This window comes from Bacillus cereus group sp. MYBK101-2 (assembly GCF_051918845.1).
Taxonomy (GTDB): Bacteria; Bacillota; Bacilli; order Bacillales; family Bacillaceae_G; genus Bacillus_A; species Bacillus_A paranthracis.
This window is the reverse complement of sequence record NZ_JBQAIE010000002.1, coordinates 506,981-531,117: the sequence shown is the minus strand read 5'-3', so window position 1 is coordinate 531,117 and position 24,137 is coordinate 506,981. Positions and strand designations below refer to the sequence as shown.

The window sequence follows — 24,137 nt, the reverse complement described above, 5'->3', positions numbered from 1 at the left end:
CTTACATAACTTAATAGTTAAAAAAAATGGAAATCCACCCTATACCCTCCATCTTACATTTTGTATAATAAAAGGGAATTACTTAACAAGGAGGAAAATAATGACACAAAATATTTCACAAGGCGAGAGGATACACTCCATCGATATTATTAGAGGAATAGCTGTACTTGGTATTTTTCTTGTTAACTGGCCTGTTATCGCCGGAGTCGACTCCCGTGATATTACAGGAATTTACGAAGGGATAGACAGCTACATTCGCCTATTTTACGATATGTTTATTCAAACGAAATTTTATACCATTTTTTCGTTTTTATTCGGATTAGGTTTTTATATTTTTATGAATCGTGCTGAGGCGAAAACAGATCGACCAAAAACTTTATTTGTTCGTCGCTTACTTATTTTATTATTATTTGGTTTCTTACATTACGTTCTTTTATGGGACGGAGACATTTTACATACTTATGCAATTACCGGGTTTTTCTTATTTTTATTTTACAAAAGAAAGCCACGTACTATTTTAATATGGTCAGTTGTACTATTAAGTTTCATGCAATTGTTCACATTATTAGGTTCTCTTGTCATGTTAATCGTGCCAGTAGAGGAGTTAGGCCTTTCCACAGCAATTATGCCGTTAGAAAACTGGGGCTTACAAATCACAGACCGATTCTATTCTTTCTACTCTGAAGCAATAAGTAACAGTCTTATTATGCTTCCTGAAACACTAGGATTGTTTTTACTCGGATTATATGCCGGTAAAAAAGATATTTTCCGCCGTGCGAAAGAATTAGATCCAAAACTAAAGAAATGGCAAATCATTATGTTCATTTTAACATTACCGATGTGGTTTATTATGGTTTACTTCTTTATGAACAATCAACCATACACACCATTTTCACTTATGGGTATTACGATGATAAGCGGAAAGACATTATTCATATTCTACATTTTCACGCTCATGCGTTTATTACAAAAAGAAAAATGGCAAAAGATATTACGTCCGTTCCAGTACGTTGGTCGAATGGCATTAACAAATTATATCTCGCATACAATTGTTACGTTGCTTGTATTCGGAATATTGTTCAAAAATGATTATCTTGCTCCATTATGGGTAGGACCACTATTTTGCATCGGTTTCTACACGCTGCAAATCTTTATTAGCCGCTGGTGGCTGTCACGTTACCAATACGGACCACTTGAGTATATATGGCGCCTTGGTACGTACGGAAAGATGATGCCACTTAAAAAGAAAAGCAAGGTCTCGTAATAGAATCAATGTTGAAGTATTTAAAAGGAGATGCACATTAGCATCTCCTTTCTATTTGTTTTACGAATACATCCGCCATCTAATTTATTATTCATTTGAACTAATGATTTCTTGGAGCCTTTCCATTATTTTTGATAAAGCTACAATTGAATTTGCTACTTCAAACCCTTCAATATCTAAAGAATGATCTGCATTTTGAACAACATCAATCCTTAAATTTGTTTTATTTAATTGAGTAATTTGAGTTGAATTATAATGATAGTCTTTATCCCCAATAACTAGTAATCCTCGATGTTGACTATTTAAAATAGATTCAAATATCGAAGCAGATCTCAACAATGGGGTAAGTAAAATCATTGTTGAGTTTAAAAATTCTTCTCTCTTCATTAACTCATTTGCAATTGGAATTGTCCCAAGTGATTTCCCTAAGAAAATCGTATCACTATATTGACCATTTTTTAAAACTTCCATCATGACAGGATTAATATCATCCATCATTATCTTAGCTAATTCTTCATTGTTTTTTTTCATAGTTTTCTCATCATACGAGTAATGAACACGGACAATGTCGATATTATTTTGAAGCATCACTCTCGTCGAATAATAAAATAAGGGGCTATCGTACTTATATCCTGCCCCAGAAAACATAAAACAAATGATTTTAGAATCAACTTTTATATGTGTATAATCAATTGTTTTGTCTTTGATTTGTATCTTTTTTCTATTAATGTTCATCATTTCCCCCTCCATAAATTCCCACAAATCCCTCAACGTTAATTAACAATTCTTTACAGATATATATTCTCCTCTTTATTAATACTTACCATCCAGTAATAAGCCCTATATTTCCTACGATATCCCAATAACACTTCTATTCCCTACATGCAATAACATTGCAGCCATTTTTTGTGCTAGTTATTAATTGTTGTTTGCCAGATGTATTTAAGTAAATGCCGAAATAATATCGCCCTTAAATAAAATTCAGGTTTTATCTAAGGTCCTTTTATTGATAATGGTAGATTTGTAGTAAATTATTATTAATAAAAGAACCTTATTGTCTTTACTCTTATTTTCTTAATAATTCCCCCTATAGGGATATGGTATAATTTACATGTTAATCAATATGTAAAGAAGGGATGGTATGGTATTAATAAAAGTAACACCTGAGATGTTAGAGCAGGCTGCAAAGACAGTAAGTAACACTAGACACTTCTTAGAGTATTTACATAATGACTTATACTATCAAATTGAAAATATCGCTTCTCAGTGGAATGGAGCGAGTAGAGAACAATTTTATCAGAGATTTAACGAAGCAAAACCAAAAATGTTTACTGTTTTAATGGAATTAGATAAAGTTTCAGATGAATTAATGAAAGCTGCTGAGAAATTCCGTAATACAGATGAAAGTTATGAAGGCAATTCAACTAATACAGACCTAACATATGGGAATACATCTGAATCAGGTGATTCTGGTAATATATTAGATGATATTGCCGAAGCGTGGGACGGACTATACGATGGAGCAGGAGAAGCAGTCGGAGATGCAATTGAAGGATTCAAAGCATTAGGTGACGGTGAAACATGGTCAAACATGTGGGATGCTGTAGTCAATATAGATGAAACTTTACCTGCTATGTGGAACACCTTCTCAGACTCGTTTATGAATGAAGTTTGGCATGGGGATATTAAAAGCGGATTCCATTGGGGTTCTTACTTTCTAACATCCATTGCGACAGGACTTATTGGAGGAAAGGGTCTTGATAAGGCTTCTAAACTTGCTAGAGGGGTAAATGTATATAAAGTAACGGAAGTTTTCCCACCACGTTTATCACCTGCTTTTGCTGGTGGTGGTCTTACTGGTGAAGCAATACTTAGTGCGCTCCCACCATCAGGACATTGGGGTAATTATTTAAGTGGTTATCTTATGTTTGCTAGACCATCCTGGAGAACAACTGAAACTGAGTATGGCGAAATGCATCCTAAGTACAATGATCAAGTGGCTTTCAAAGATGGGGTAGAAGTATCTAAGAATACAAAAGGTAGTACTAGACCTGATTTCCATATAGAAGGTCATAGTGTAGAACTTAAAAATTATGATATATCTACAAAATCAAAAAGAACTAATTTAGTGAATGTAATTGTCAAACAACTCAATGATAGAGATATTCACTTACCCGAAGGAACAAGACAGACTGTTGTTATTGACACGAGGGGACAAACTGTTACTAATGAGATGTTGAAGGAAATAAAGACAGGAATAAGTAATAAAGCTAATACCTTACCAGAAATAAAATTTATTAAAGAGGACTGATAAAAATGGCAGTAGGATTTTCTGTAGATATGTTTTTTTATGAAGCAGGACACCCTGATTTTTTACACAGCTTTTTCTCAACAGTGTCATACCATTGTGAGCCAGATGGATGGGGGACTAAATACCCTCTATTAGTGAAGAACTTATATTTTGATAAATTAAAATGGCAAGATGCACCTGAGGCTCTAAAAAATGTTGAAGAAATTAGAGGAATTTTAAGCAAAATACCTCCTTCAGAGGTAATTTGGGATATTGAAGACTTAACAAAAAAACCTCCGTATGGAGATGAGATTCCTGACGATATAACTAACTTAGCAGAATATCACACTACCGAAAGAGGAAAAGCCTTCCTTAATTTACTAGAAAGTGCACTCAAGGATTCAGTAAAAGAAAAACAGGATATAACGATTGAGAAGGTTGGGAAATAGATTTAGCAACAAAATTAATCAGAGTACTGTCATGATAAAAAAATCACTTCAAATGAAGTGCCCCCCGAAAACGGGACGCCAATCAAAACACCTAAACCACTTGTTCCCTAAATTCTTTAGGGGATAGGTGGTTTAATTTTTCTTGAATTCGCACACAATTGTAGTAATGAATGTATTCTAGCACAATCTTTCGCACAGTTGTGTTGGATACTTTTGTTATCTTTTGTGAATAGAAAGCTTCACTTTTTAAATGCCCAAAGAAGCTTTCCATGACGGGATTATCATGGCAATTTCCTCTCCGGGACATGCTGGTGATAATGTCGTTTTCTTTGGCATACGCTTGAAATTCTTTTGCTGTATAAATACTTCCTTGATCCAAGTGAAGAAGGACATCTTTTACTTTTCGCCCTCTCATTGCTTGTTTCAATGTCTTCATCGCTAATGTCAGTGTTTGTGATTCGCTGATGACACAACTAATAATTTCACGATTAAAGGCATGCATAATCGTTGATAAATACAAGGTACGCTCTCCAAATAAGAGATATGTCACATCCGTAAGCCACTTTTCATTTGGTCTGGATGCATCGAATTGGCGCTCCAACCGATGAGGGGCTACCATTGGTTCCGCACCATTGATATATTTCTTTTTCTTTCGACGTACTTTTGAAAGAATGTGATTTTGTCTCATGATTCGTAATACTTTTTTATGATTGACACACAGTCCCATTTTTCGAAGAGTAGCGGTCACTCTTCGATATCCATACCGGAATTTATGCCTAAGACAGACGTCCTTTACTTTCTCTTCTATATCATCTTTTAGATTTTCCGTTCGTTGTAACCAGCGATAAAATGTGGAACGGGGTAATTCTAATACGTTACACAATTCTGTTACCGTTATTTTTGTTTCTACATTTTCCCATAAAGTAACTACAGTTTCTGGTTTCAGCCCCTTTCGATTTCCAGATCCTTTCCCCATACAAGTAATTTTGTTTTGAGATGTTTATTTTCTAAACGTAGCTGTTCTAATTCACTGAGCTCTTTTGGTCCTTTTCCATAAGAATATTGTTTTCCTACAGGTTGTTGAAAACGATACGTTTGATCTGTACGATACCATTTCACTCATGTCTTAATTTGGGAAACATTTTTAATTCCGAATTTCTCCATAATTGTACGATTTGAATAACCGTCTTTCTTCATTTCAATAACTTTCCACTTTGTTTCTTCTGGGTAATGAACTCTTGTCTTCAAACGAAAAACACCTCCATTGAATTTGCATACTTAGTATGCGAATTCAGGAGGTGTTTTTTCATGCTTCAAGAATTTTATCGCCTCTAAAGGATTTGAATCAATTATCTCCTCTCTATATAAGAGGTTATACATAGTTTTTAAAAATCGAACTCTTGCGTTGATCGTTTGCGTAGATAGTCCTGGCCGTCCCGTTTTAAAATTCACATGTTCCTCTTTCATATAGACCATGTATTCCCGAATTAAGTACGTAGTTACTTCTGAAATTTTCTGCATCCCTGGGTAATACTTAGTTAGCCATCTCAGAAAAAACGAAAATGTTCTTCGTGACTGATAATCGTTTTTTCTCTTAACCCCTCCGACTTTTTCGCTGATAAGAAATAATCATACGCTTGTTGAAAGTCGAAATCATACAACTTGTTTTCTTTTATCGCTTCTACATTACGAGTACTTATTCGTCGTTTTTTCAATTTAAATCTCCTCTATATTTCGAAATAAAATAGGAGAAAATATAGGTAACATTATAACTTATTTTCGGCATCAATATGTCGGATACTAATGTTTAAACCATTGTATATTAATACATGTTTTTGTATCCTATTTGCTTTTTTACGCTTCTCTTACCGCACTTTGTATCGGAACTGGTTCATCCTTTACTTTCACTTTACGCTGCGGCACCATATTAAATACGATATTTAACAATACTGCTGACGCACTTCCAAGTACAATTCCGTTATCCGTTAAAATACGAATACTTTCTGGAAGTTGTGAGAATAATGTTGGAACAACAGTAACCCCTAGTCCAATCCCAACAGAACATGCAACGATTAATAAGTTTTCTTGTCTTCCAAAATCAACACTGCTTAACATTTTAATGCCATATGCCATTACCATACCGAACATCGCTAACATCGCACCGCCAAGTACCGATTTCGGAATAATTGTTGTAATGGCTGCAATTTTTGGAATGAACCCAAGAACGATTAACATACCACCACACGTGTAAATAATAACGCGATTTCTTACTCCAGTTAATTGAACAAGCCCTACGTTTTGAGAGTATGTTGTATATGGGAAGGCGTTGAAAATACCACCTAACACCATCGCTAATCCTTCTGCACGATAACCTTTTGTTAATTCTTTTTCACCAATCTTTTTATTGCAAATATCAGATAATGCAAAGTAAACACCTGTTGCTTCTACAATCCCTACGCAAGCAACTAAAATCATCGTAATAATTGGCGTTAATTCAAATGTTGGTGTACCGAAGTAAAATGGCTGAACACCATGGAACCAATCTGCTTCTCCAACCGCTTGCAAGCTTACTTTCCCCATAAATGCTGCAACGATTGTACCGAACAATAGACCTAGTAAAATAGAGATTGAACGAATAAATCCGTCGAAGAAACGATACATAATGATGATAAATAGTAACACACCAAATGCTAATGCTAAATTTTCAAGACTACCGAAATCTTTACTTCCTACTCCACCAGCCATATCATTAATTGCTGCTGGAACAAGTGTAACTCCAATTACGGTAACGACAGATCCTGTTACAACAGGGGGAAACAGCTTTACAAGCTTTCCAAATAATTTCGCAAAAATAACAACGAATAACCCCGCAGCAATAATTGCTCCATAAATAGAAGACACACCGTATTGTTTTCCGATTGCAATCATCGGCCCAACGGCTGTAAATGTACAACCTAGTACAACTGGGAGCCCAATACCGAAAAAGCGATTTGATAATGCTTGTAAAATTGTCGCAACGCCGCACATTAATAAATCAATTGAGACTAAATACGTTAACTCTTTTTGATTTAAACCTAGGCCACCGCCCACAATAAGCGGAACGATAATTGCGCCCGCATACATAGCAAGCATATGCTGCATACCAAGCGATGCGATTTTAATTGGATGTTGCCTCATCGTTTATTTCACCTCCGCAGTTTCTTGCTGTACAAATGTAACTGCGTTATTATCAAGTGATGCAATTTCTGCTAGTGATTCAACACGAACGCCTTGTTCACGAAGCTTCTTTCCTCCATCTTGAAATGCTTTTTCAATAACAATACCAAGTCCAGCAATACTTGCTCCTGCTTGCTCAACTAAACTCATTAAACCTAAAGCAGCCTGACCGTTCGCTAAAAAGTCATCAATAATTAAAACGCGATCACTTTCATCGATATGATTTCGAGATAATGAAATTTCATTCGTCTCTTGTTTTGTAAATGAATATACGCTTGCAACATACATATTATCTTGTAACGTTAACGATTTACGCTTTCTAGCAAAGATTACTTTTACACCAAGCTCTAATGCAGCCATAACTGCTGGTGCAATACCTGAAGATTCAATCGTCACGATTTTTGTAATGTTCTCTTCTTTAAAACGTTTAGCAAATTCTTTTCCGATTTCTTGCATAAGTACTGGATCAATTTGATGATTTAAAAATGCATCTACCTTTAATACATCACCAGATAAAACCTTTCCTTCGTTCAAAATCTTTTCTTGTAATACTTTCATGTTTGTTCCCCCTCTTATGCAATAAAAAAACTCCAAAAGCCGCCACCACTCGTTACAAGTGAGAGACGCGCTTTTGGAGTTTCGCAAAAAAGAATGCTAAACAAGCAAATATATTCGTCCTCACTCATAGTCAAAGTATTTACGGTACTTCGGTAGAAACTTGCAGGCCATATCCCCGCGATTATATGAGTGTAGCTAACTATTTATTTTATAGAAGGATTATAACGCACTTTTTATACTTTGAAAAGCTTTTATTCATAAAACACGTACAAATTTTATAAAAACATCATTTTCGTTCGAGTTTTGTAAACTCTTTCATTCCCAATTATAACTTCGTTAAAATGATTGGTCCATCTTCTGTAATCGCAATTGTATGCTCATATTGAGCTGATAATTTCCCGTCCATCGTTCTCGCGGTCCATCCATTTAAATCTACTTTCGAATATCGCATACCTACATTGACAATTGGCTCAATTGTAATTACCATTCCTTCTTGTAACTCAGGCCCTTTTCCTTGCTTCCCAAAATGAAAAATTGCTGGTTCTTCATGAATTTCTTTACCGATTCCATGTCCCGTAAAGTCTCTTGCGACAGAAAAACCTTCAGCAGCTACATAACTTTCAATCGCATAACCAATATCTCCTACATGATTACCGATTATCGCCTGCTCAATGCCTTTATACAAAGCATTCTCAGCTACTAGTAATAACTTTTCTGCTTCATCAGAAACTTTTCCAATTCTATACGTCCAAGCAGAATCTGAAAGACCACCATTTAAGTTTACTACCATGTCAATTGTTACAATATCACCCTCAGTCAAAGGAACATCGGCCGGAAATGCATGACACATTTCATCGTTTACAGATGCACATGTCGCATATGGATATCCGTTGTACCCTTTCTGCTCAGACGTTGCACCATGTTTTTCTAAATACGCTTCCACAAACGTATTAATTTCTTTTGTTGTAATACCTGGTTTCATTATCTTCGCAATTTCTCTATGACATGAAGCAAGTAACTTTCCAGATTCATGCATTAAATCTATTTCATTTTTCGTTTTAATTGTAATCATGCTGTCTCTCCTTACTAAACTTGCTATTTACCATTAAACTTCAATCATACACATCCTCTTCCAAAATTACAAAACTTCCAATTACAAATAGTAAGATTTATTTCTGCATAAAAAAACAGAAGAAGATTCTTCTGTTTTTTTAATCATTTTTACATATATAATTCATTTTCAAAAATTCAAAATAACTACCATTCGTCTTCTGTATAAACGTTCCAACTGCTTCAAACCCTGCCCTTTTTTATAACTCGTAAATCTCTCTATACTTCGCTTCTAAATAATCTGCTAAGTAATTTGCATTCAATCCTTCACCTGTTACATCTTCTAAAATTTCAAGTGGCTTTTTCGTTTTACCGTATTGGTGAATGTTTTCTGTTAACCATTCACGAATTGGCGTTACGTTTCCTTCTTCTAATAATGCATCAAAATTCGGAATGTCTTTTACCATTCTTTGCTTAAATTGCGCTGCATACATATAACCAAGCGCATAAGATGGGAAGTATCCAAATGAACCACCAGCCCAGTGAACATCTTGTAATACACCTTGTGCATCATTTTCTGGACGAATGCCTAAATATGCTTCCATCTTATCGTTCCAAGCCGCTGGCAAGTCCTTCACTTGTAATGTACCATCAAATAATTCTTTCTCAAGTTCATAACGAACCATAACATGAAGCGGATATGTAAGCTCATCTGCTTCTATACGAATGAATGATGGTTTCGATTCGTTAATCGCATCATAAAACTCATCTACTGATATATCATTGAATTGGCCATCACTATACTCTTTTAATAAATCATAATTTTTCTTCCAGAATGATTTATTACGACCGATAAAGTTCTCAAAGAATAATGATTGTGACTCATGGATCCCCATAGATGTTCCACTACATAGCGGTGTACCTTCAAATTTCTCAGCAATATTTTGCTCATATACAGCATGACCACATTCATGAATTGTTCCAAACACAGCCATACGGAAATCTTTTTCATCATAGCGTGTCGTAATACGAACATCCCCTCTATTTAAAGTAATCTCAAATGGATGCACCGTTTCATCAAGACGACCTGCTTCAAAATCATAATTCAACTGCTTTAATAGCTCTAATGTAAAGTTCTTTTGTTTTTCTTTTGAAAAATGTTCTGATAAAGCACTTGTCTTTAATCTCTTTTGTGACTCCGATATTTCTTTTACGAGCGGAACGATACGCTCACGAAGTTGACCAAATACGTGATCTAACACTTCTACTGTAATACCCGGCTCATACATATCTAATAACGTATTATATTTATATGTTTCGTAACCCCAATATGTAATAAATTTCTTTTTAAATTCAACTATCTGTTCTAAATACGGACGGAACATTTCGAAATCAGATTTCTCGCGAGCTTCTTCCCACACACTTTCCGCTTTCGCTTCTAATTTCACATATGCTTCATATTCCGCTTGTGGAATTTTTTTATTTCTATCATATTCTTTACGACACTCTTCAACCATTTTCTTCGTCGTTTCAGAAAGTTTGTCTTCACTTATTAAAGTTTCAAGCTCTGTTAAATAATTTCCCATCTCATCTGAAGTGGACATAGCAAACACTTCGGATGAAAGCATACCAATTACTTCTGAACGCTGATCTACACCTTTTTTAGGCGCACCTGTTCTTAAGTCCCAAAACATTAAACTTAATGCTTCTCCGTAATTTTGTATCTTCTTCACATATGTTAAAAATTGTTTTTCTACTTCATATGTAGCTACTGTCATCGTATAAAAACCTCCCTTTTCTACCTCAAACTTAATTCGACACGGAAATCTAAATTCCTTTTATAATAGAAAAAAGCTTGGCAAGCGCCAAGCTTTCTCCTTATAATTCTTTACCTTCTACCGGTAGTACCTTTTTCACCGCTTCTATCACTTTCTCATCTTCTGTATTAGATAAGAAGATTGATATAGCACCTTTATCTTCGCTCGTACGAATTAAACGACCAATCCCTTGACGAAGACGTAAAATCATATATGGTACATCTACATCCCAGAATGGATCATTTACGTGTTTACGCTTCGCTTCAAACACAGGATCGTTTGGAGGGAATGGTAATGACCAAATAATAACATGTGATAATGATGAACCAGGAATATCTAAACCTTCCCATAAATGAACGGCACAAAGTACAGTCTCTTCTTCATTTTGGAAACGAGAAACGAGCTGACTAATTTCTTGGTCCCCTTCATATAAGAACGGAACTGACATTTGTTCTTTACTTACATATTCTTTAAACGCTGCAAGCTCTTGTGTTGTACGGAACAATACAAGTGTACGACCATTTGTTTTTTGTATATTTTCAAGTGTATATTGACACTTTCTTTCCCATTCGTTTTCTTTCGTATGAGATAGTAAGTTTACTGCCATTTGCTCTTCGTAATCAAACGGGGAGGCAACTGAGAATGATAAGTAATCTTTTACCCCTAAGCTATTTGCTGTAAATGCGAATGAATCGTTGTTAGATAATGTAGCAGAAGAGAAAATATACGGGATTTTCTTCGAGAATACTTTCTCTTGTAATACTTCTTCAACTGCACGCGGCATAATTACTAACGTGAAAGCTCCATCACCTTCTTCACCCCATGTAATTACATTTTTCTCGTGCATAAACAGACGAAGTGAATGCTCTAATACATCTAAATGTTCATCAACGATATTTAAATCATACGTGTTTACTGTATGCATTTCACTTTCAAATACTAATGCATCACCGACTTCACCAATTTTCGCATAAAGTCGCTTCGCTTCAGCCGTTACTTTTTCTGTCACAGTAATTTCTAAACGATCAGAACCAGCAATTTCTTTTTTATTCTCTTGTAACACATCAAAGAATCGCTCTGTTTGCCAAATTGTTTCTTCTACTAAATGCGCAAACTCCTCGCGAATATCATTTTGTAATAATCTCGTTAAAAGTTGCTCCATCATCGTTTGCTTTAAACGATATGTTAAAGCTTTTTGAGCTGCATATTCTACAAGATGTCCTTCATCAAATACAACACAACTACTTTCTGGTAATAACGGAATTTGTCCTTCACGCTTACGAGCATCATACGTCCAAATATGATCCATATAGAAATCTTGAGAGCAAATAATTAAATCTGCTGCTTTACGATAATGTTCACGTGATAGAGTTTGCCCGCAACGATGTCGAGAATCACAAGTGAAACAATCTTGGAAGTAATCCCAATTTACTTTTGACCATTCCTCGTCATTTAAAAGCGGAAATTCTTTTCGGTCACCATAGTGAGTAAAGTTTTGCATCGTACCATGGTCAAATACAAACTGCGGTAATTCGTAGTATACATCTTCAATTACTTCTGGAGCTCGTCCACTCATAACATCTTCAAGTTTACGTAAACATAAATAATTATCCATCGATTTCGCAAGTCTTACATCTACCGATAAGCCTAATGCCTCAGATAATTTAGCAATGTCCCCTTCTTCTTTCACAAGCTGCTCAATTAACGTTTCATCTGCACAAGCGATAATCGCTGGCTTTCCAGTATAACGTGCATAACAAATTGCATATAGAAGATATACAATTGTTTTCCCGGTTCCTACACCTGCTTCTGCGAACATTACCTTCTTTTCTTGGAAAGCACGCTCTAATTGAAACGCCATAAAAATTTGTTCATCACGCTCTTCAAAACCTTTTTCCGGAAGGATGTCATAAAACACATCTCCAATCCACTCATTCAACTTATCATAAAAATTGTCTTGTTTCCCTACTTCAAATGGTAATCTCTTCTCAGTAAACATCCTTAGCCTCCAACCAAAAAGTTTTTCTATAAAAGATATAGCAACTGCTACTCATATGTGCGCAGCCACTTTCCCCTGTTGTAATACATGGAAATACACGAAAAAAAATTTTCCTTTCGAAAAAGGAAAATTTTCTTCTATATTAATGACTTTAAATACCGTTTATCTATCGCTGTTTCATGCGAAAGAGCTAACAAATATTCTTCTTGTGCTTTTTGTATTTCATCTACAATCGCACCTTGGTTATCCACTTCTTTTCCGAGCTCATCATACGTACGGTGAATAGCTTTTTGAATCATTGATAATTGGAAACTATCCATATCAGTTCCTCCTTTACGCATTACATAATAGCCAGTATATGCGCGCTGGAGGAGTTTTATACTATGAATTACGAGGTGGACGTTTTCCGAAGTATTGGTAGTAATCTGTACGGATAAATCCATTAAACAGTTTACGTTTCTTCGATGCATCTTTTCCGTAGCACTTCTCAAATGCTTCGTAACTTGTTAATACATATGCCGACCATGTGTCTAATGGACGGAATACTTGTCCCATTTCTTTATACAGTTGTTCAACAAGTGCTTTTTCACTTAAACGCTCTCCGTATGGAGGATTCGTTACAACATAGCCATAATCCTCTTTTGTTGTGAAATCTTTTACTTGCATTTGTTTAAATGTAATTAAATCACCTAAACCTACTTCTTCTGCGTTATCTTGAGCAACTCGAATCATACGATGATCAATATCTGATCCAATGATTTGCAATGGTTGATCATAGTTCGCTAAATCTTCTGCTTCTTGACGAGCTTCACGCCAGTTTTGTTTACCAACCCAGCCCCACTCATCCGATGCAAAACCACGGTTAAAACCTGGTGCGATATTTTGTCCAATTAATGCTGCTTCAATCGGAATTGTACCTGATCCACAGAAAGGATCCACGAAAGGACGATCTGGCTTCCAGTTTGTTAATTTAATTAAAGACGCAGCTAATGTTTCTTTTAAAGGAGCTTCCCCTTGATCCACACGATATCCACGTTTATGAAGTCCAACACCGCTCGCATCGATTGTTAATGTTGCGATATCTTTTAACATTGCAATCTCAATACGGAATAACGGGCCATCTTCTTCAAACCAAGTTGTACGTTTATATGTTGTTTTTAATTTTTCAACGACAGCCTTTTTAACGATACGCTGGCAATCCGAAACACTGAATAACTCAGATTTTAAAGATTTACCGATAACAGGGAACTCACCGTTCTCTGGAATATAATCTCCCCAGTTTAATGCTTTTGTTTTCTCAAACAGCTCATCAAATGTTGTCGCTTTAAATTCGCCAACTTTAATTTTCACACGGTCCGCAGTACGTAACCATAAATTCGTGCGACAAATCGCCTTTTCATCTGCTTCAAATGTTACTTTGCTGTTTTCTACTTGGCATTCATAACCTAGATCACGAACTTCTCGGGCAACTAAAGCTTCAATACCCATTGCCGCTGTTGCGATTAAAGTAACTTTTCCCATTTGCATTCACCTCTTATGTATATTCAAACAATAATTAATAGCTATTTCTCCCATTAATTATTACATTTTACGAAGAATTTTCTCATTAACCATTTTAACTCATCATTTATAACTTCATACAAATAAAAAGCCCTCCTCTAACAAAGGAGAGCTGAGTTATTTCATAGTTGGTTCATAACGTTCTGTAAGCCATGTTCTGTTCCTTTGTACTGCAAACGGCCCACGCCTCGTACTCCGGTGGCAATCATCTATCTACAGGTTATACAACCTGTCCTTTCCCATCGTTCATTTCCTTGGAAAAGATTCCCCTACCATTATTTGGGTTTCTCGCTCGTGGGGTTTACCTCGTTCCACTCCTATCATTTCTTCAAGGACTTCGTCACTGTGGCACTTTAAAGGTAGTCAAACCATATCCGAAAGGACTTAGGTTTTTTCCCTGCCGTTAAACCAGCCTTACAGCCAGAATACCCTAGCTTATGAATTGGCTAGGCACGAACACTACAGCCATCTCAGGCCGTGCGAGCATGGACTTTCCTCTACAACGTTGGCGTTGCAGCGATTACCCAAACGTTATGACATCCATTAGTATAGTGGAAACAAAAAGATTTTGCAATGTTTTTTTCTATGTAAAATGCTGTAACCTTTTTATCACCAGAAATTATTCGTATAACTTACTTCCAAATACAGCTTTTTCTAAATTCGATAAACGTTTTAAAATGTCCGTATTCGTGTTGTTATATACTGGTTGTGCAACTGGTGTTTGTACAACTGGTTGTTGTGGAACTTGCGTTGCTGCTAGCTTTTGCTCTTCTAATTCACGCTTTAAACGAGCATTTTGTTGCTTTAATTGTTCAAATTCCTTGTGAAAAGCTTCATAATCTTTAATGATCATATCAAGAAACTTGTCTACTTCTTCTTGTTGATAACCTCTCATACCTGTTTTAAATTCTTTTTCTAAAATATCTTTCGCCGTTAATTTAATTTTATCCGAAATCATTTTCTTCACCTCAAATTTTTGCCAAAACTTTCATTAACTAAATTTTTTCAGAAACAATGCTTTTTGTCAATCATATATACGAGTACTATATTACATATTACTCAGCATTATTCCACTGTTCCTCTTCTATTATATCTTGTAAATCGGAAAAAAGAATGAAATAACTGTGATAATTTTCTATTTCTCCTTTTTTCTTTGCTGCTTCTACAATATATTTAGGACTCCCTGGTTTTTCTTCATCATATACAGCTAAAAGCGCATCACTTTTTTCAATAAAAAATTGATTTTTTAATTTAAATTGCTCTGGGCTTTCGTACTTACGTTTCGTGATACTATCAACATGGTCTGCTTGAGAGAGAATAAATTCGTAATATTCACGGTTATCTTCCTTCCAACCTTCTTCTTGTTCTAAAAATGGAGTAAATACCGCTAATTTTAAATCTGGATATTCTACTTGTATTTCAAAAACAACTTCAGCAGCCCATAATTCTACACCTAACTGGCCACTTATTATAACCCACTCTAAACCATCTTCTACAAAAGCAATTAATTTACGACGCAACGCCTTTTTTATACATTCTACTCCTGGATGATCATTTTTAAATATTCCAAGTTCAAAGGGCTTATAGCCTGTTACTGCAATAACTTTCATATCAACACTCCAATTACAAAAAAAGAACTAGCATTTCGCTAGTTCTAACATATCATTTACTTTTTAAATATTCCACCAACGTTTGGTCCAATATTCGGACCTACTGGTGATACATTGTTTGGTAAAAATGGTGATACATTTGGTCCTGGTCCAAACGGCGATACATTTGGTCCTGGTCCAAACGGCGATATTTGATGAGCGTGGTGGTGGTGATGATGACCATGGCCACATGGTCCACATCCGCCGAATCCTGGATCGATTGGGTCCACAACATTTACATTTGAATTTGTTTGCGGGAAGAAGTTTTGGTTTTTAATTTGTTGATGATGTACATGTGTTGTATGCGTCGGGAAAATGTGTGGCACCACCGTTGTTGAAAAAGAATGTGTTACGCATTGTTTCGTCGGATGAATGACAGGAGCAGTTGTACAAATAGGTCCTGTAGGCTTATGCCCTCCAAAGCAAGGATGACAATGATGCATAGTTTTTCTCTCCTCTCTCATAAAAAAAATCTGATTACACTTTACAGTATGAGAAAAGAGGGTAAGCCGCTTGTTATATATACCCATTTATTCTAAGGAAATTTGTCTAGTCTTTGATTTTCTATCCAATGCTTTTTATAGACAAACCTTTGACATTACTTACCAAAAAAGCCTCCCACTTGCTTTACAATACCTGTCACTTGATTCATCGCATTCATCATTTGTCCAGCTGTATTCATCATTTTATTTACATCATAGTTACCATCTGAATTTTTAAATTGGGAAACAAAACTAGAAAATTGACTTGGTTGCTGCTGTTGCTTTTGTTTATTTTGTGTCGGATACGGTTGTTTTGGTGGATAAAACATCGCTTGTTGATTGCCATAGGGAGATGGTGGTGGCATATAGTATTGTGAATTTATATAAGGTTGCGGTTGTTGATTCATATACGGTTGCTGCGGTTGATTCATAAACGATACTTCAAATGGCTGGTAATAATTTTGATTTCCATAATGAGGCTCGAAAGGATACATATTATAACGTAAATATGTATCCGTATTATATTGGTACATATTTTGCTGTGCATATGGATTAGATTGCTGATATACGTTAGATTGTTGAAACATGCATTCTCTCCTCCTTCACATAAGTTTCTACATATATAATATGTACTTGTAAAATAATTTGTGTGACGGAGTATGTGTCTATTTTTGTCGGAAGTTTAAATTTTTAAAAAATTATAAAAGAAAACCCTTCCATGCTATGATAAAAAAGAAGAAGATTCTCATGGGGGAGGAATCAACATGGTATTAGGGGATTTAAAACAAGCGTTTTCTCAAAAAAAGGGGTATTACACAGAGAATGTAAATGAATTGTTAGACTTTGCGAGACATTGGTATCTCGAAGGGAAAATATGTATTTCAGATTACCGAACAGTAATAAAAGAACTAGAAATAAACGGGGCAACAAAACCTACAACAGTGACAGAAGCATAAAAAAACAAGGGGGTTTCCCCTCTTGTTACTTACATTGCTCAATTATATTTTGCAAAGTATACGAAATGGCTTGATGCGTTTCAAAGAATCGCTTACCTTTACCTTTATTTACAAAGCATTGCAACACATTTGTTTGTAAATTATCGTACACTTGATCAATTTGCTGTACATGTATATACTTCGGTTTTTCTTCTTTAATCCATTCATAAGCTAATTCTTTCCACACTTTTAATTCCTCATCTACCATATCTACAAACGGTTTCATATCCTTATAAAAATCGTATTCAATCATTTCTCTTTTTTTCACATTTGCTTCATTATTATGTTGCATAAGTTTTTCCGAAGACTGTATTAATGCTTCATACTTCATTTTATTCCCACCTTATTATGCACTCACTACGACGTTTTGAAATGCCTTCACCCAATTCCCTTTTTCTTCGTGATGCACTAATTTATTTTCCATATGCTCAATATGCATTTCTGTTATTTCTATCTTGTTGCATATTTTTTCACTCTTATCCTTTAATGCATGATTCATTCTAATCCCTATATTCATTTCCAGCAAATCGAGAGAACTTAACATTTGATCCATTGTTTTCATTACATCTTCCTTCTGAACCATCGCCATATACAAAACGCCTCCTTCTTTGCTTTTCCTTTGTCATGTAATTTCGCCGAATGATTCTTCACTCCTGCCCACATGACAAAACTAGTTGTTATTCGTCAAAGAAATCATTTTGTATGTCATTTATAGAAATGGTAACAATACAAAAAGGAGGTGCATGAAAATGGCAAAGAACAAAAACGAAAAAAAGAAAAAACAAAATAAACAAAATAAACCCGAAACTGGCAACCCAAAATTAGATGGTCCAAACTTCCCTGCTACATAAAGTGAAACTTTAATCATTGGGGGTGACCCCCCAATGATTATTAGTTGAACCAATCGGGCATTTACGGGCAGTTGATCCCCCACCTAAATTCTTTGCTTTCGCTGAATGTAGGTGGGGTCTTACTGCCCGTTAATGCGGGGTAAAGTGAAACTTCCTTAATCTCTTATATTCATTACGTTTTGAGATTAAATGTTTAGCACGCATAGTAGGGTTACTTCACATTAAGAAGTCCCGTCTTCATTTATGAAGACGGGACTTCTTTTTTATTATATCACGAACTCATCTATCCTTTTAACAAAACGATTTACGGTGGAAGCAATATAGATTTGCTCCCTCTTTCTTTTATACCATTCCGTTATATCAACTTCACCCGTATACTCTTCTGGTAAAAATAGTTCATTTATTTCCGTATCTCTACAAAACCAATCTCTCATACTTATTTCATCATGTGCAACAGCAGGATAAACTTCTCTAAGAGCGGGTGTACAAGATTTTCTAGCTTCACTTACATAACATTCATAATCTGCTCTTGATCCTGTGTGTATTGTTTGCGCTGCAAATCTATGGAATAAGCTTTTGTAATTCGGATGGAACAGTAACGCTGCTAATTTCTTTCCTAGTTCTATACGCTTTTGTAACGTTTCAAATTGATAAACTGAAAAACCATACACCTTCCCTTCAACGGTTGGGAATATAACGGCACTAATATGAAGCATTTCTTGTAATTTAAAAAGGGCTGTATGGAATACATGTTTTTTAAAGTATGCATTCTCAATAACTGGTTTTTGAATTTTATTTTGTTCATTTATAATAAGCGCTGTCATAAGTCTATTTATATCTTTTTTCTCCCAAAAATACATCCATTCTTTTTCCATAAAAATGGATACGTTAAAATATTGTAACAAATGGAATAGTGGGATCTGCCTCCTCTTACTTTCTTCGTATAACAACAGCTGAGGAAATACATCTAAAAAAATAATCCAATTCGCTTCTTCATAAGTCAAAAACAAATGTTTTTTTACTGTTTGAGGTAAAACAGTAGCATAATACCTCCCTTGTAAATCAGTCATATTCCACCCCGCATTTCTCGAGACCATACTCGCTAAAAAAGCCCACCTAATTTCACTATTTCTTACATAATAATCTTGATAAGACTGCGTTCGAGAAACGTTGTCCATATTAGCTATTTCTATTTCCTTCTTCATGTTGTAAACCATTGTTTTTTCTTCCTCTGTACAGACCGTATTTTTACGATGTTGTTTAATTTTTTCATAATCATTCCATGTAAACATGAATAAGTCATCATACCTTTCTTGAAAAAGGTCACATCTTTTTTCATTTTTTGTTATAATCACCTTTGTAAGTAATTCTTAGCAAGTTGGGAGTGGACACACTATGACCATTCGTTACCCAAATGGAAAACGGTACAATCAAGCTTCACAACCTCATAAAACACCAATTAAAAAACATACTTATAGTAACAGAGGTATGTCCCTTGAAGAGGAATTGAATGAAACGAATGAATATTACTTAACCCATAATATTGCATGCGTACATAAAAAACCTACCCCTCTTCAAATTGTAAAAGTAGATTACCCCGCTCGAAGTGCTGCAGTGGTAAAAGAAGCGTATTTTAAACAACCTTCTACAACAGATTACAACGGTGTATATAAAGGGAAATACATCGATTTTGAAGCGAAAGAAACAAAAAATAAAACGAGTTTTCCACTTCAAAACTTCCACCTTCATCAAATTGAGCATATGAAGCAAGTAATCGCTCATAATGGAATTGCATTTGTTATTATTAAATTTACACTTTTTGATGAACTTTATTTATTAGATGCAAAACATATTATTGCATTTTGGAATCGTCAAAATACAGGTGGAAGAAAATCGATTACGAAAGAAGAAATAGAAGAGCATGGATCTTTATTATCATGCGGTTATCACCCTCGGATTGATTATATCCGTGTACTAGACACGGTTTATTTTTCGTGATAGAGTCATCACTAAGGCTCTTTTTTCGACTTTTGGGGAGAGAATGAAAGGTAGGAGAAAGTATAATGTCAGATAATTATCGTTCTCGTACAGAACGAAATCATGTAAAAAATCAAAAGCAAGAAACAAATACAGAGAAAAAACCAAAGAAAAAAGGCTCCTTTTTTAAAAAATTCCTTATAGGTTGTCTACTTCTTGGTATCGTTGGTCTTGTAGCTGGCGTTTCCGCTTTCTTTGTTATGGTGAAGGATGCTCCAAAATTAGACAAATCAAAACTCGTCAATCCTTTATCAACAAAGTTTCTTGATAAAGATGGGAACTTTTTCTATGAATACGGTGCTGAAAAACGAACCCACGTTACGTATGATCAAATTCCAAAAGTAGTTGAAAATGCATTCCTTGCAACTGAGGACTCACGTTTCTATGATCATAATGGTATTGATTTTAAACGAACTACAAAAGCAGTTATGGAAAATGTCACTGGAGGTTTCGGATCTCAAGGTGGTAGTACGATTACACAACAAGTAGTCAAAAACTATTTTCTAACGATGGACAAAACTGCAAAGAGAAAAGTACAAGAATGGTACCTATCTTACAAATTAGAGCAACAATACTCTAAACATGAGATTTTAGAAATGTACTTAAATAAGATTAATTTAGGTAACCGTTCATATGGTATTGCGACAGCAGCGCAAAAATATTATGGTAAAGATTTAAAAGACTTACAGTTACATGAAGCTGCTATGCTCGCTGGTTTACCCCAAGGTCCAAACATTTATGATCCAACCAAAAAGGAAAATGTTGAACGAGCAACAAATCGTCGTAATGTCGTATTGTCATTAATGAATCGACATGGTTATATAACAAAAGAAGAAATGAATAATGCAGTTAAGATTCCAGTAACAGAGGGTCTTCAACCGTCTTCAGAAATAACTGAGATGAAGTATCAAGCATTTTTAGATGCGGTTGTAAAAGAAGTTGAAAAAGAATATCCTGATGTAAATATTGGTTCAGATGGTTTAACGATTCATACAACACTTGATCAAGATGCTCAAGATTATGCTGAAAAAATTATGGATGGCAATCTTATTAAGTATCCGAATGATCAATTCCAAGGATCGTTCGTATTTATGGATACACAATCTGGTGAAGTTCGAGCAATTGGAGCTGGGCGTAAAGGAAGTAAGTCTACTTTCAAAGGTCATAATATGGCCACCGATTTAAAACGCCAAGTCGGTTCAACAATGAAACCAATTTTTGACTACGGCCCAGCAATTGAAAATTTACAATGGTCTACATACCATCAATTAAATGACTCAGAGTATACGTATTCCAATGGTAAAAAAATACGAAATGCAACAAATAGTTACAAAGGTGACGTTTCACTACGTGAAGCTTTGAAAAAGTCATTAAACATCCCAGCTTTAAAAACAGCCCAAGCGGTTGGTCTTCCTAAGTCACAAGCGTTTGCTGAAGGTTTAGGTATGACATTTAAAGACGGCAAAACATTTGAATCAACAGCAATTGGTAGTAACGATAGTTCTCCATTACAAGTAGCAGGTGCATATGCAGCCTTTGGTAATGGTGGGAACTACAATAAACCGCATTTCGTAAAAGAAGTTACCTTCCCAGATGGGAAAAAGAAAAGTTTTAAACCGAAAGAACAACGTGCGATGCAAGACTACACAGCTTACATGGTGACTGACGTTCTTCGTGACGTCGTAAAACCTGGTTCTGGCGGTACTGGTCCAACAGCATACGTTTCAGGTGTTGATGTTGCCGGTAAAACAGGAACACAAAACTTTGATGAAGACGTTATAAAAAAATATGGTATACCAGCTGATGCAAACAGAGATAGTTGGTTCGCTGGATATACACCGCAATATACAATGGCAGTATGGACTGGTTACGAAAAAAACGGCCCAGAAAACTACATTAGTGATCGTTATACTAGAATTGCACAGCAAATGTTCCAAATAATGATGAGCAAATTTGCTACAGATAAATCCCGTTTCGAACGTCCTTCTTCTGTACAAGAAATAAACGGAGAGTTATATGTAAAAGGTGCGAAGAAAGATGCAATTAAACAAATTAAAGTAGATGCACCTAGTGGTCTTAATGTCACTTTCGATGGCGCTAGCACAGTTACACTAAACTGGTCTGGACCAGCAGAAGTTGATGCGTATGCAGCAAGCTATAAAGCGACTGACGGTTCAAGTGGTAGTTTATCAGTAAAAGGTACGACAGCTACTCTTGGTGGTATTAAACCAGGCGTTACTTACAGCTTCTCTGTAGTAGCGAAAAAAGGTACTGGAACAAGCCCTGCAGTTGGAGCATCCTTCACTGCGCCTGGCGGAACTCCAGACGCGAAGAAAGCCGAAGAAGAAGCTAAGAAGAAGGCTGAAGAAGAAGCTAAGAAAAAAGCTGATGAGGAAGCTCAGAAAAAGGCCAATGAAGATAAATTAAAACAAGAAGAAGCTACTAAAAAAGCTGAAGAAGAAGCTAAAAAACAACAAGAACAACAACGTAAACAACAAGAAGAAGCTCAAAAGAAAGCTGATGAGGAAGCTAGAAAAAAAGCTGAAGAAGAAGCTAAGAAACAGCAAGAAGAGGCTCAAAAGAAAGCTGATGAGGAAGCTAGAAAAAAAGCTGAAGAAGAAGCTAAGAAACAACAAGAGCAACAGCATCAGCAAGAACAACAACAAAATACCGGAGGAGATACACCTCACGCAGACGGAAATGTTGTTACAACAGAGTCTTAATACCCAAAAAAGAAGTCCTTTCTCTTAACGAGAACAGGACTTCTTTTTTGTTATCATTTTCTTTACATATAGCTTTTCTATTTCAATATACAACTGCGCTAACTGAATATAAGAATGATAATTATTCGGTTTCTTTATAATGAACGAATATCGCTCTATAAAATTAACTGGTTGCACTTCCAATTCACTCGTAAAATCTTCTATTTTATTCAAACTATGAACAGGTTGCTCATTTAGCCAATATACAATTGATAATAAATGTGCTGCAAAAAGAATCATCGGACCTTCAGCTTCTTGTTTCTTTCTGTTTCGAAATAAAGTAGCAATGTCCTCATGCTTATTTTTCCATACATTCAACATTACAGGAATACTGTTTTCAATTTCATTCCACGGTTCATATTGTCTTTCCATATCATATATAAAATAAGTCTTTTGTATTGTTTCTTCAAATGACTGTTCTGTATAATACGCAATCGAATTTATACTTTCTTTAAAAAATGGTAAGCACCGAAATTCTCTCGGTATTTCTATCACTCGCTCCATCCTTTATTTCCCCTTCATTCGCTTCTTTCCTTCTCGACATACTTCTAGTAAAGGGCACTCTTCACATTGTGGTCGCTGCGCTTTACAGTGATAACGTCCAAAGAAAATCATACGGTGATGTGTAACGCTCCATTCATCCATCGGAATTTTCTTCATTAATGTCTTTTCTACTTCTAACACCGAATCTTTCCACCTACAAAACGCTAACCGTTTACTCACTCTCTCTACATGCGTATCAACAGCAATTGCCGGAATACCAAACGCTACCGAAACAACTACGTTTGCTGTTTTTCGACCTACTCCTGGTAACTTCGTAAGCTCATCTCGATCTTTCGGCACTTCCCCATTGTAATCATCTAATAACATTCTGCACAATTTTTGAATGTTTTTTGCTTTATTTCTATACAATCCAATAGAACGTATATCTTGTTGTAATTCTTCTAGAGAAACACTTAAATAATCTTCTGGTGTTTTATATTTTTGAAATAAATTTTTCGTCACTTTATTTACAAGTGCATCTGTACATTGTGCAGATAACGCTACCGCTATTACTAGTTCAAACGGATTATCATGAATTAATTCACAATGTGCTTCTGGATACATATCCGCCATTGTGTCTAAACAATAGCGAATTTGCGTTTTATTTAACATATA

At 35.4% G+C, this 24,137-nt stretch carries 26 protein-coding genes, 1 other RNA gene, 2 pseudogenes and 1 riboswitch; of the genes and pseudogenes, 7 read left to right on the top strand and 22 right to left on the bottom strand.

Translation table 11 applies throughout. The annotated features are described in order from the left end of the window. The first annotated feature begins 100 nt into the window (after positions 1-100). The gene (locus ACTFSI_RS08120; protein WP_144660181.1) at positions 101-1,264 is read left to right on the top strand and encodes a DUF418 domain-containing protein; all 1,164 of its coding nucleotides are present in this window, start codon (positions 101-103) and stop codon (positions 1,262-1,264) included. An 87-nt stretch (positions 1,265-1,351) separates the two neighbouring features. Here the strand turns inward: ACTFSI_RS08120 and ACTFSI_RS08115 are convergent, their stop codons facing one another. Beyond that, entirely contained in the window at positions 1,352-1,999 is a 648-nt protein-coding gene (locus ACTFSI_RS08115) for an alpha/beta family hydrolase (RefSeq protein ID WP_044790382.1), read from the bottom strand. A 406-nt stretch (positions 2,000-2,405) separates the two neighbouring features. Here ACTFSI_RS08115 and ACTFSI_RS08110 point away from each other — a divergent pair, with 406 nt between their 5' ends. Next, positions 2,406-3,575 carry a WXG100 family type VII secretion target gene (locus tag ACTFSI_RS08110; RefSeq protein WP_044790383.1) on the top strand — a complete coding sequence of 390 codons (1,170 nt, stop codon included), beginning with the start codon at positions 2,406-2,408 and terminating at the stop codon, positions 3,573-3,575. 5 nt (positions 3,576-3,580) lie between these two features. Next, positions 3,581-4,003 carry an immunity 70 family protein gene (locus ACTFSI_RS08105; RefSeq protein WP_265153049.1) on the top strand — a complete coding sequence of 141 codons (423 nt, stop codon included), beginning with the start codon at positions 3,581-3,583 and terminating at the stop codon, positions 4,001-4,003. A gap of 91 nt (positions 4,004-4,094) precedes the next feature. Here ACTFSI_RS08105 and ACTFSI_RS08100 read toward each other — a convergent pair. The 16 genes and pseudogenes from ACTFSI_RS08100 to ACTFSI_RS08025 form a co-directional block, all read right to left on the bottom strand. Continuing rightward, positions 4,095-5,251, bottom strand: a pseudogene (locus tag ACTFSI_RS08100) (IS3 family transposase). Between the two features lie 30 nt (positions 5,252-5,281). Next, the gene (locus ACTFSI_RS08095) at positions 5,282-5,554 is read right to left on the bottom strand and encodes a phage integrase SAM-like domain-containing protein (protein WP_440045349.1); all 273 of its coding nucleotides are present in this window, start codon (positions 5,552-5,554) and stop codon (positions 5,282-5,284) included. Continuing rightward, positions 5,551-5,718, bottom strand: a complete 168-nt coding sequence (locus ACTFSI_RS08090; protein WP_165444538.1) for a hypothetical protein — start codon at positions 5,716-5,718, stop codon at positions 5,551-5,553. Before ACTFSI_RS08090 ends, ACTFSI_RS08095 begins: the two co-directional genes overlap by 4 nt. A gap of 139 nt (positions 5,719-5,857) precedes the next feature. After that, the gene (pbuX, locus tag ACTFSI_RS08085; RefSeq protein ID WP_001248829.1) at positions 5,858-7,180 is read right to left on the bottom strand and encodes a xanthine permease PbuX; all 1,323 of its coding nucleotides are present in this window, start codon (positions 7,178-7,180) and stop codon (positions 5,858-5,860) included. 3 nt (positions 7,181-7,183) lie between these two features. Continuing rightward, entirely contained in the window at positions 7,184-7,777 is a 594-nt protein-coding gene (locus ACTFSI_RS08080) for a xanthine phosphoribosyltransferase (RefSeq protein ID WP_000866495.1), read from the bottom strand. Positions 7,778-7,884: 107 nt separating this feature from the next. Beyond that, positions 7,885-7,986: riboswitch (purine riboswitch) on the bottom strand. Positions 7,987-8,102: 116 nt separating this feature from the next. Further along, a complete protein-coding gene (locus ACTFSI_RS08075; protein WP_277616595.1) occupies positions 8,103-8,849 on the bottom strand; it encodes a type I methionyl aminopeptidase in 747 nt (248 codons plus the stop codon). 139 nt (positions 8,850-8,988) lie between these two features. Then, a pseudogene (locus ACTFSI_RS08070) lies at positions 8,989-9,087 on the bottom strand (GNAT family N-acetyltransferase); the annotation flags it as partial. Then, entirely contained in the window at positions 9,088-10,605 is a 1,518-nt protein-coding gene (ypwA, locus tag ACTFSI_RS08065; protein WP_044790537.1) for a carboxypeptidase, read from the bottom strand. It abuts the pseudogene before it with no gap. Between the two features lie 100 nt (positions 10,606-10,705). Next, positions 10,706-12,643 carry an ATP-dependent DNA helicase gene (locus ACTFSI_RS08060; RefSeq protein WP_044790538.1) on the bottom strand — a complete coding sequence of 646 codons (1,938 nt, stop codon included), beginning with the start codon at positions 12,641-12,643 and terminating at the stop codon, positions 10,706-10,708. A gap of 137 nt (positions 12,644-12,780) precedes the next feature. Then, a complete protein-coding gene (locus ACTFSI_RS08055; RefSeq protein WP_000376892.1) occupies positions 12,781-12,963 on the bottom strand; it encodes a DUF3921 family protein in 183 nt (60 codons plus the stop codon). Positions 12,964-13,024: 61 nt separating this feature from the next. Continuing rightward, on the bottom strand, positions 13,025-14,164 hold the full coding sequence (locus ACTFSI_RS08050) for a THUMP domain-containing class I SAM-dependent RNA methyltransferase (protein WP_000521234.1): 1,140 nt from the start codon (positions 14,162-14,164) through the stop codon (positions 13,025-13,027). Between the two features lie 180 nt (positions 14,165-14,344). Further along, an RNA gene (gene rnpB, locus ACTFSI_RS08045) (RNase P RNA component class B) lies at positions 14,345-14,735 on the bottom strand. An 87-nt stretch (positions 14,736-14,822) separates the two neighbouring features. Then, positions 14,823-15,161 carry a cell division regulator GpsB gene (gene gpsB / locus ACTFSI_RS08040; RefSeq protein WP_000622430.1) on the bottom strand — a complete coding sequence of 113 codons (339 nt, stop codon included), beginning with the start codon at positions 15,159-15,161 and terminating at the stop codon, positions 14,823-14,825. A 97-nt stretch (positions 15,162-15,258) separates the two neighbouring features. After that, the gene (locus tag ACTFSI_RS08035) at positions 15,259-15,813 is read right to left on the bottom strand and encodes a DUF1273 domain-containing protein (protein WP_000862920.1); all 555 of its coding nucleotides are present in this window, start codon (positions 15,811-15,813) and stop codon (positions 15,259-15,261) included. A gap of 56 nt (positions 15,814-15,869) precedes the next feature. Then, a complete protein-coding gene (locus ACTFSI_RS08030; protein WP_440045312.1) occupies positions 15,870-16,295 on the bottom strand; it encodes a CotD family spore coat protein in 426 nt (141 codons plus the stop codon). A 155-nt stretch (positions 16,296-16,450) separates the two neighbouring features. Further along, a complete protein-coding gene (locus ACTFSI_RS08025; protein ID WP_000487707.1) occupies positions 16,451-16,921 on the bottom strand; it encodes a YppG family protein in 471 nt (156 codons plus the stop codon). Positions 16,922-17,098: 177 nt separating this feature from the next. On the opposite strand from ACTFSI_RS08025, the gene ACTFSI_RS08020 reads away from it, so the two are divergent. Continuing rightward, positions 17,099-17,290 (top strand): YppF family protein, encoded by a 192-nt coding sequence (locus ACTFSI_RS08020; RefSeq protein WP_000242664.1) that lies wholly within the window; start codon positions 17,099-17,101, stop codon positions 17,288-17,290. 25 nt (positions 17,291-17,315) lie between these two features. On the opposite strand, the gene ACTFSI_RS08015 is transcribed toward ACTFSI_RS08020, so the two are convergent. Both ACTFSI_RS08015 and ACTFSI_RS08010 read right to left on the bottom strand, forming a co-directional pair. Continuing rightward, a complete protein-coding gene (locus tag ACTFSI_RS08015; protein ID WP_000872959.1) occupies positions 17,316-17,660 on the bottom strand; it encodes a YppE family protein in 345 nt (114 codons plus the stop codon). Between the two features lie 15 nt (positions 17,661-17,675). Further along, the gene (locus tag ACTFSI_RS08010) at positions 17,676-17,918 is read right to left on the bottom strand and encodes a hypothetical protein (RefSeq protein ID WP_001252039.1); all 243 of its coding nucleotides are present in this window, start codon (positions 17,916-17,918) and stop codon (positions 17,676-17,678) included. A gap of 85 nt (positions 17,919-18,003) precedes the next feature. Between ACTFSI_RS08010 and ACTFSI_RS08005 the strand changes: the two genes are divergently transcribed. After that, positions 18,004-18,180 (top strand): hypothetical protein, encoded by a 177-nt coding sequence (locus ACTFSI_RS08005; RefSeq protein ID WP_001982922.1) that lies wholly within the window; start codon positions 18,004-18,006, stop codon positions 18,178-18,180. Between the two features lie 266 nt (positions 18,181-18,446). Here the strand turns inward: ACTFSI_RS08005 and ACTFSI_RS08000 are convergent, their stop codons facing one another. Further along, the gene (locus ACTFSI_RS08000; RefSeq protein WP_014481621.1) at positions 18,447-19,472 is read right to left on the bottom strand and encodes a DUF2515 domain-containing protein; all 1,026 of its coding nucleotides are present in this window, start codon (positions 19,470-19,472) and stop codon (positions 18,447-18,449) included. Between the two features lie 103 nt (positions 19,473-19,575). Here ACTFSI_RS08000 and recU point away from each other — a divergent pair, with 103 nt between their 5' ends. Beyond that, the gene (gene recU, locus ACTFSI_RS07995) at positions 19,576-20,178 is read left to right on the top strand and encodes a Holliday junction resolvase RecU (protein WP_000155592.1); all 603 of its coding nucleotides are present in this window, start codon (positions 19,576-19,578) and stop codon (positions 20,176-20,178) included. A gap of 65 nt (positions 20,179-20,243) precedes the next feature. After that, entirely contained in the window at positions 20,244-22,940 is a 2,697-nt protein-coding gene (locus ACTFSI_RS07990) for a PBP1A family penicillin-binding protein (RefSeq protein ID WP_001283129.1), read from the top strand. A 24-nt stretch (positions 22,941-22,964) separates the two neighbouring features. Here ACTFSI_RS07990 and ACTFSI_RS07985 read toward each other — a convergent pair whose 3' ends face one another. Both ACTFSI_RS07985 and nth read right to left on the bottom strand, forming a co-directional pair. Continuing rightward, positions 22,965-23,483, bottom strand: coding sequence for a YpoC family protein (locus ACTFSI_RS07985; protein WP_000442681.1), 519 nt, complete (start codon positions 23,481-23,483; stop codon positions 22,965-22,967). Positions 23,484-23,486: 3 nt separating this feature from the next. After that, on the bottom strand, positions 23,487-24,134 hold the full coding sequence (gene nth, locus ACTFSI_RS07980) for an endonuclease III (RefSeq protein WP_000933023.1): 648 nt from the start codon (positions 24,132-24,134) through the stop codon (positions 23,487-23,489). Positions 24,135-24,137 lie beyond the last annotated feature (3 nt).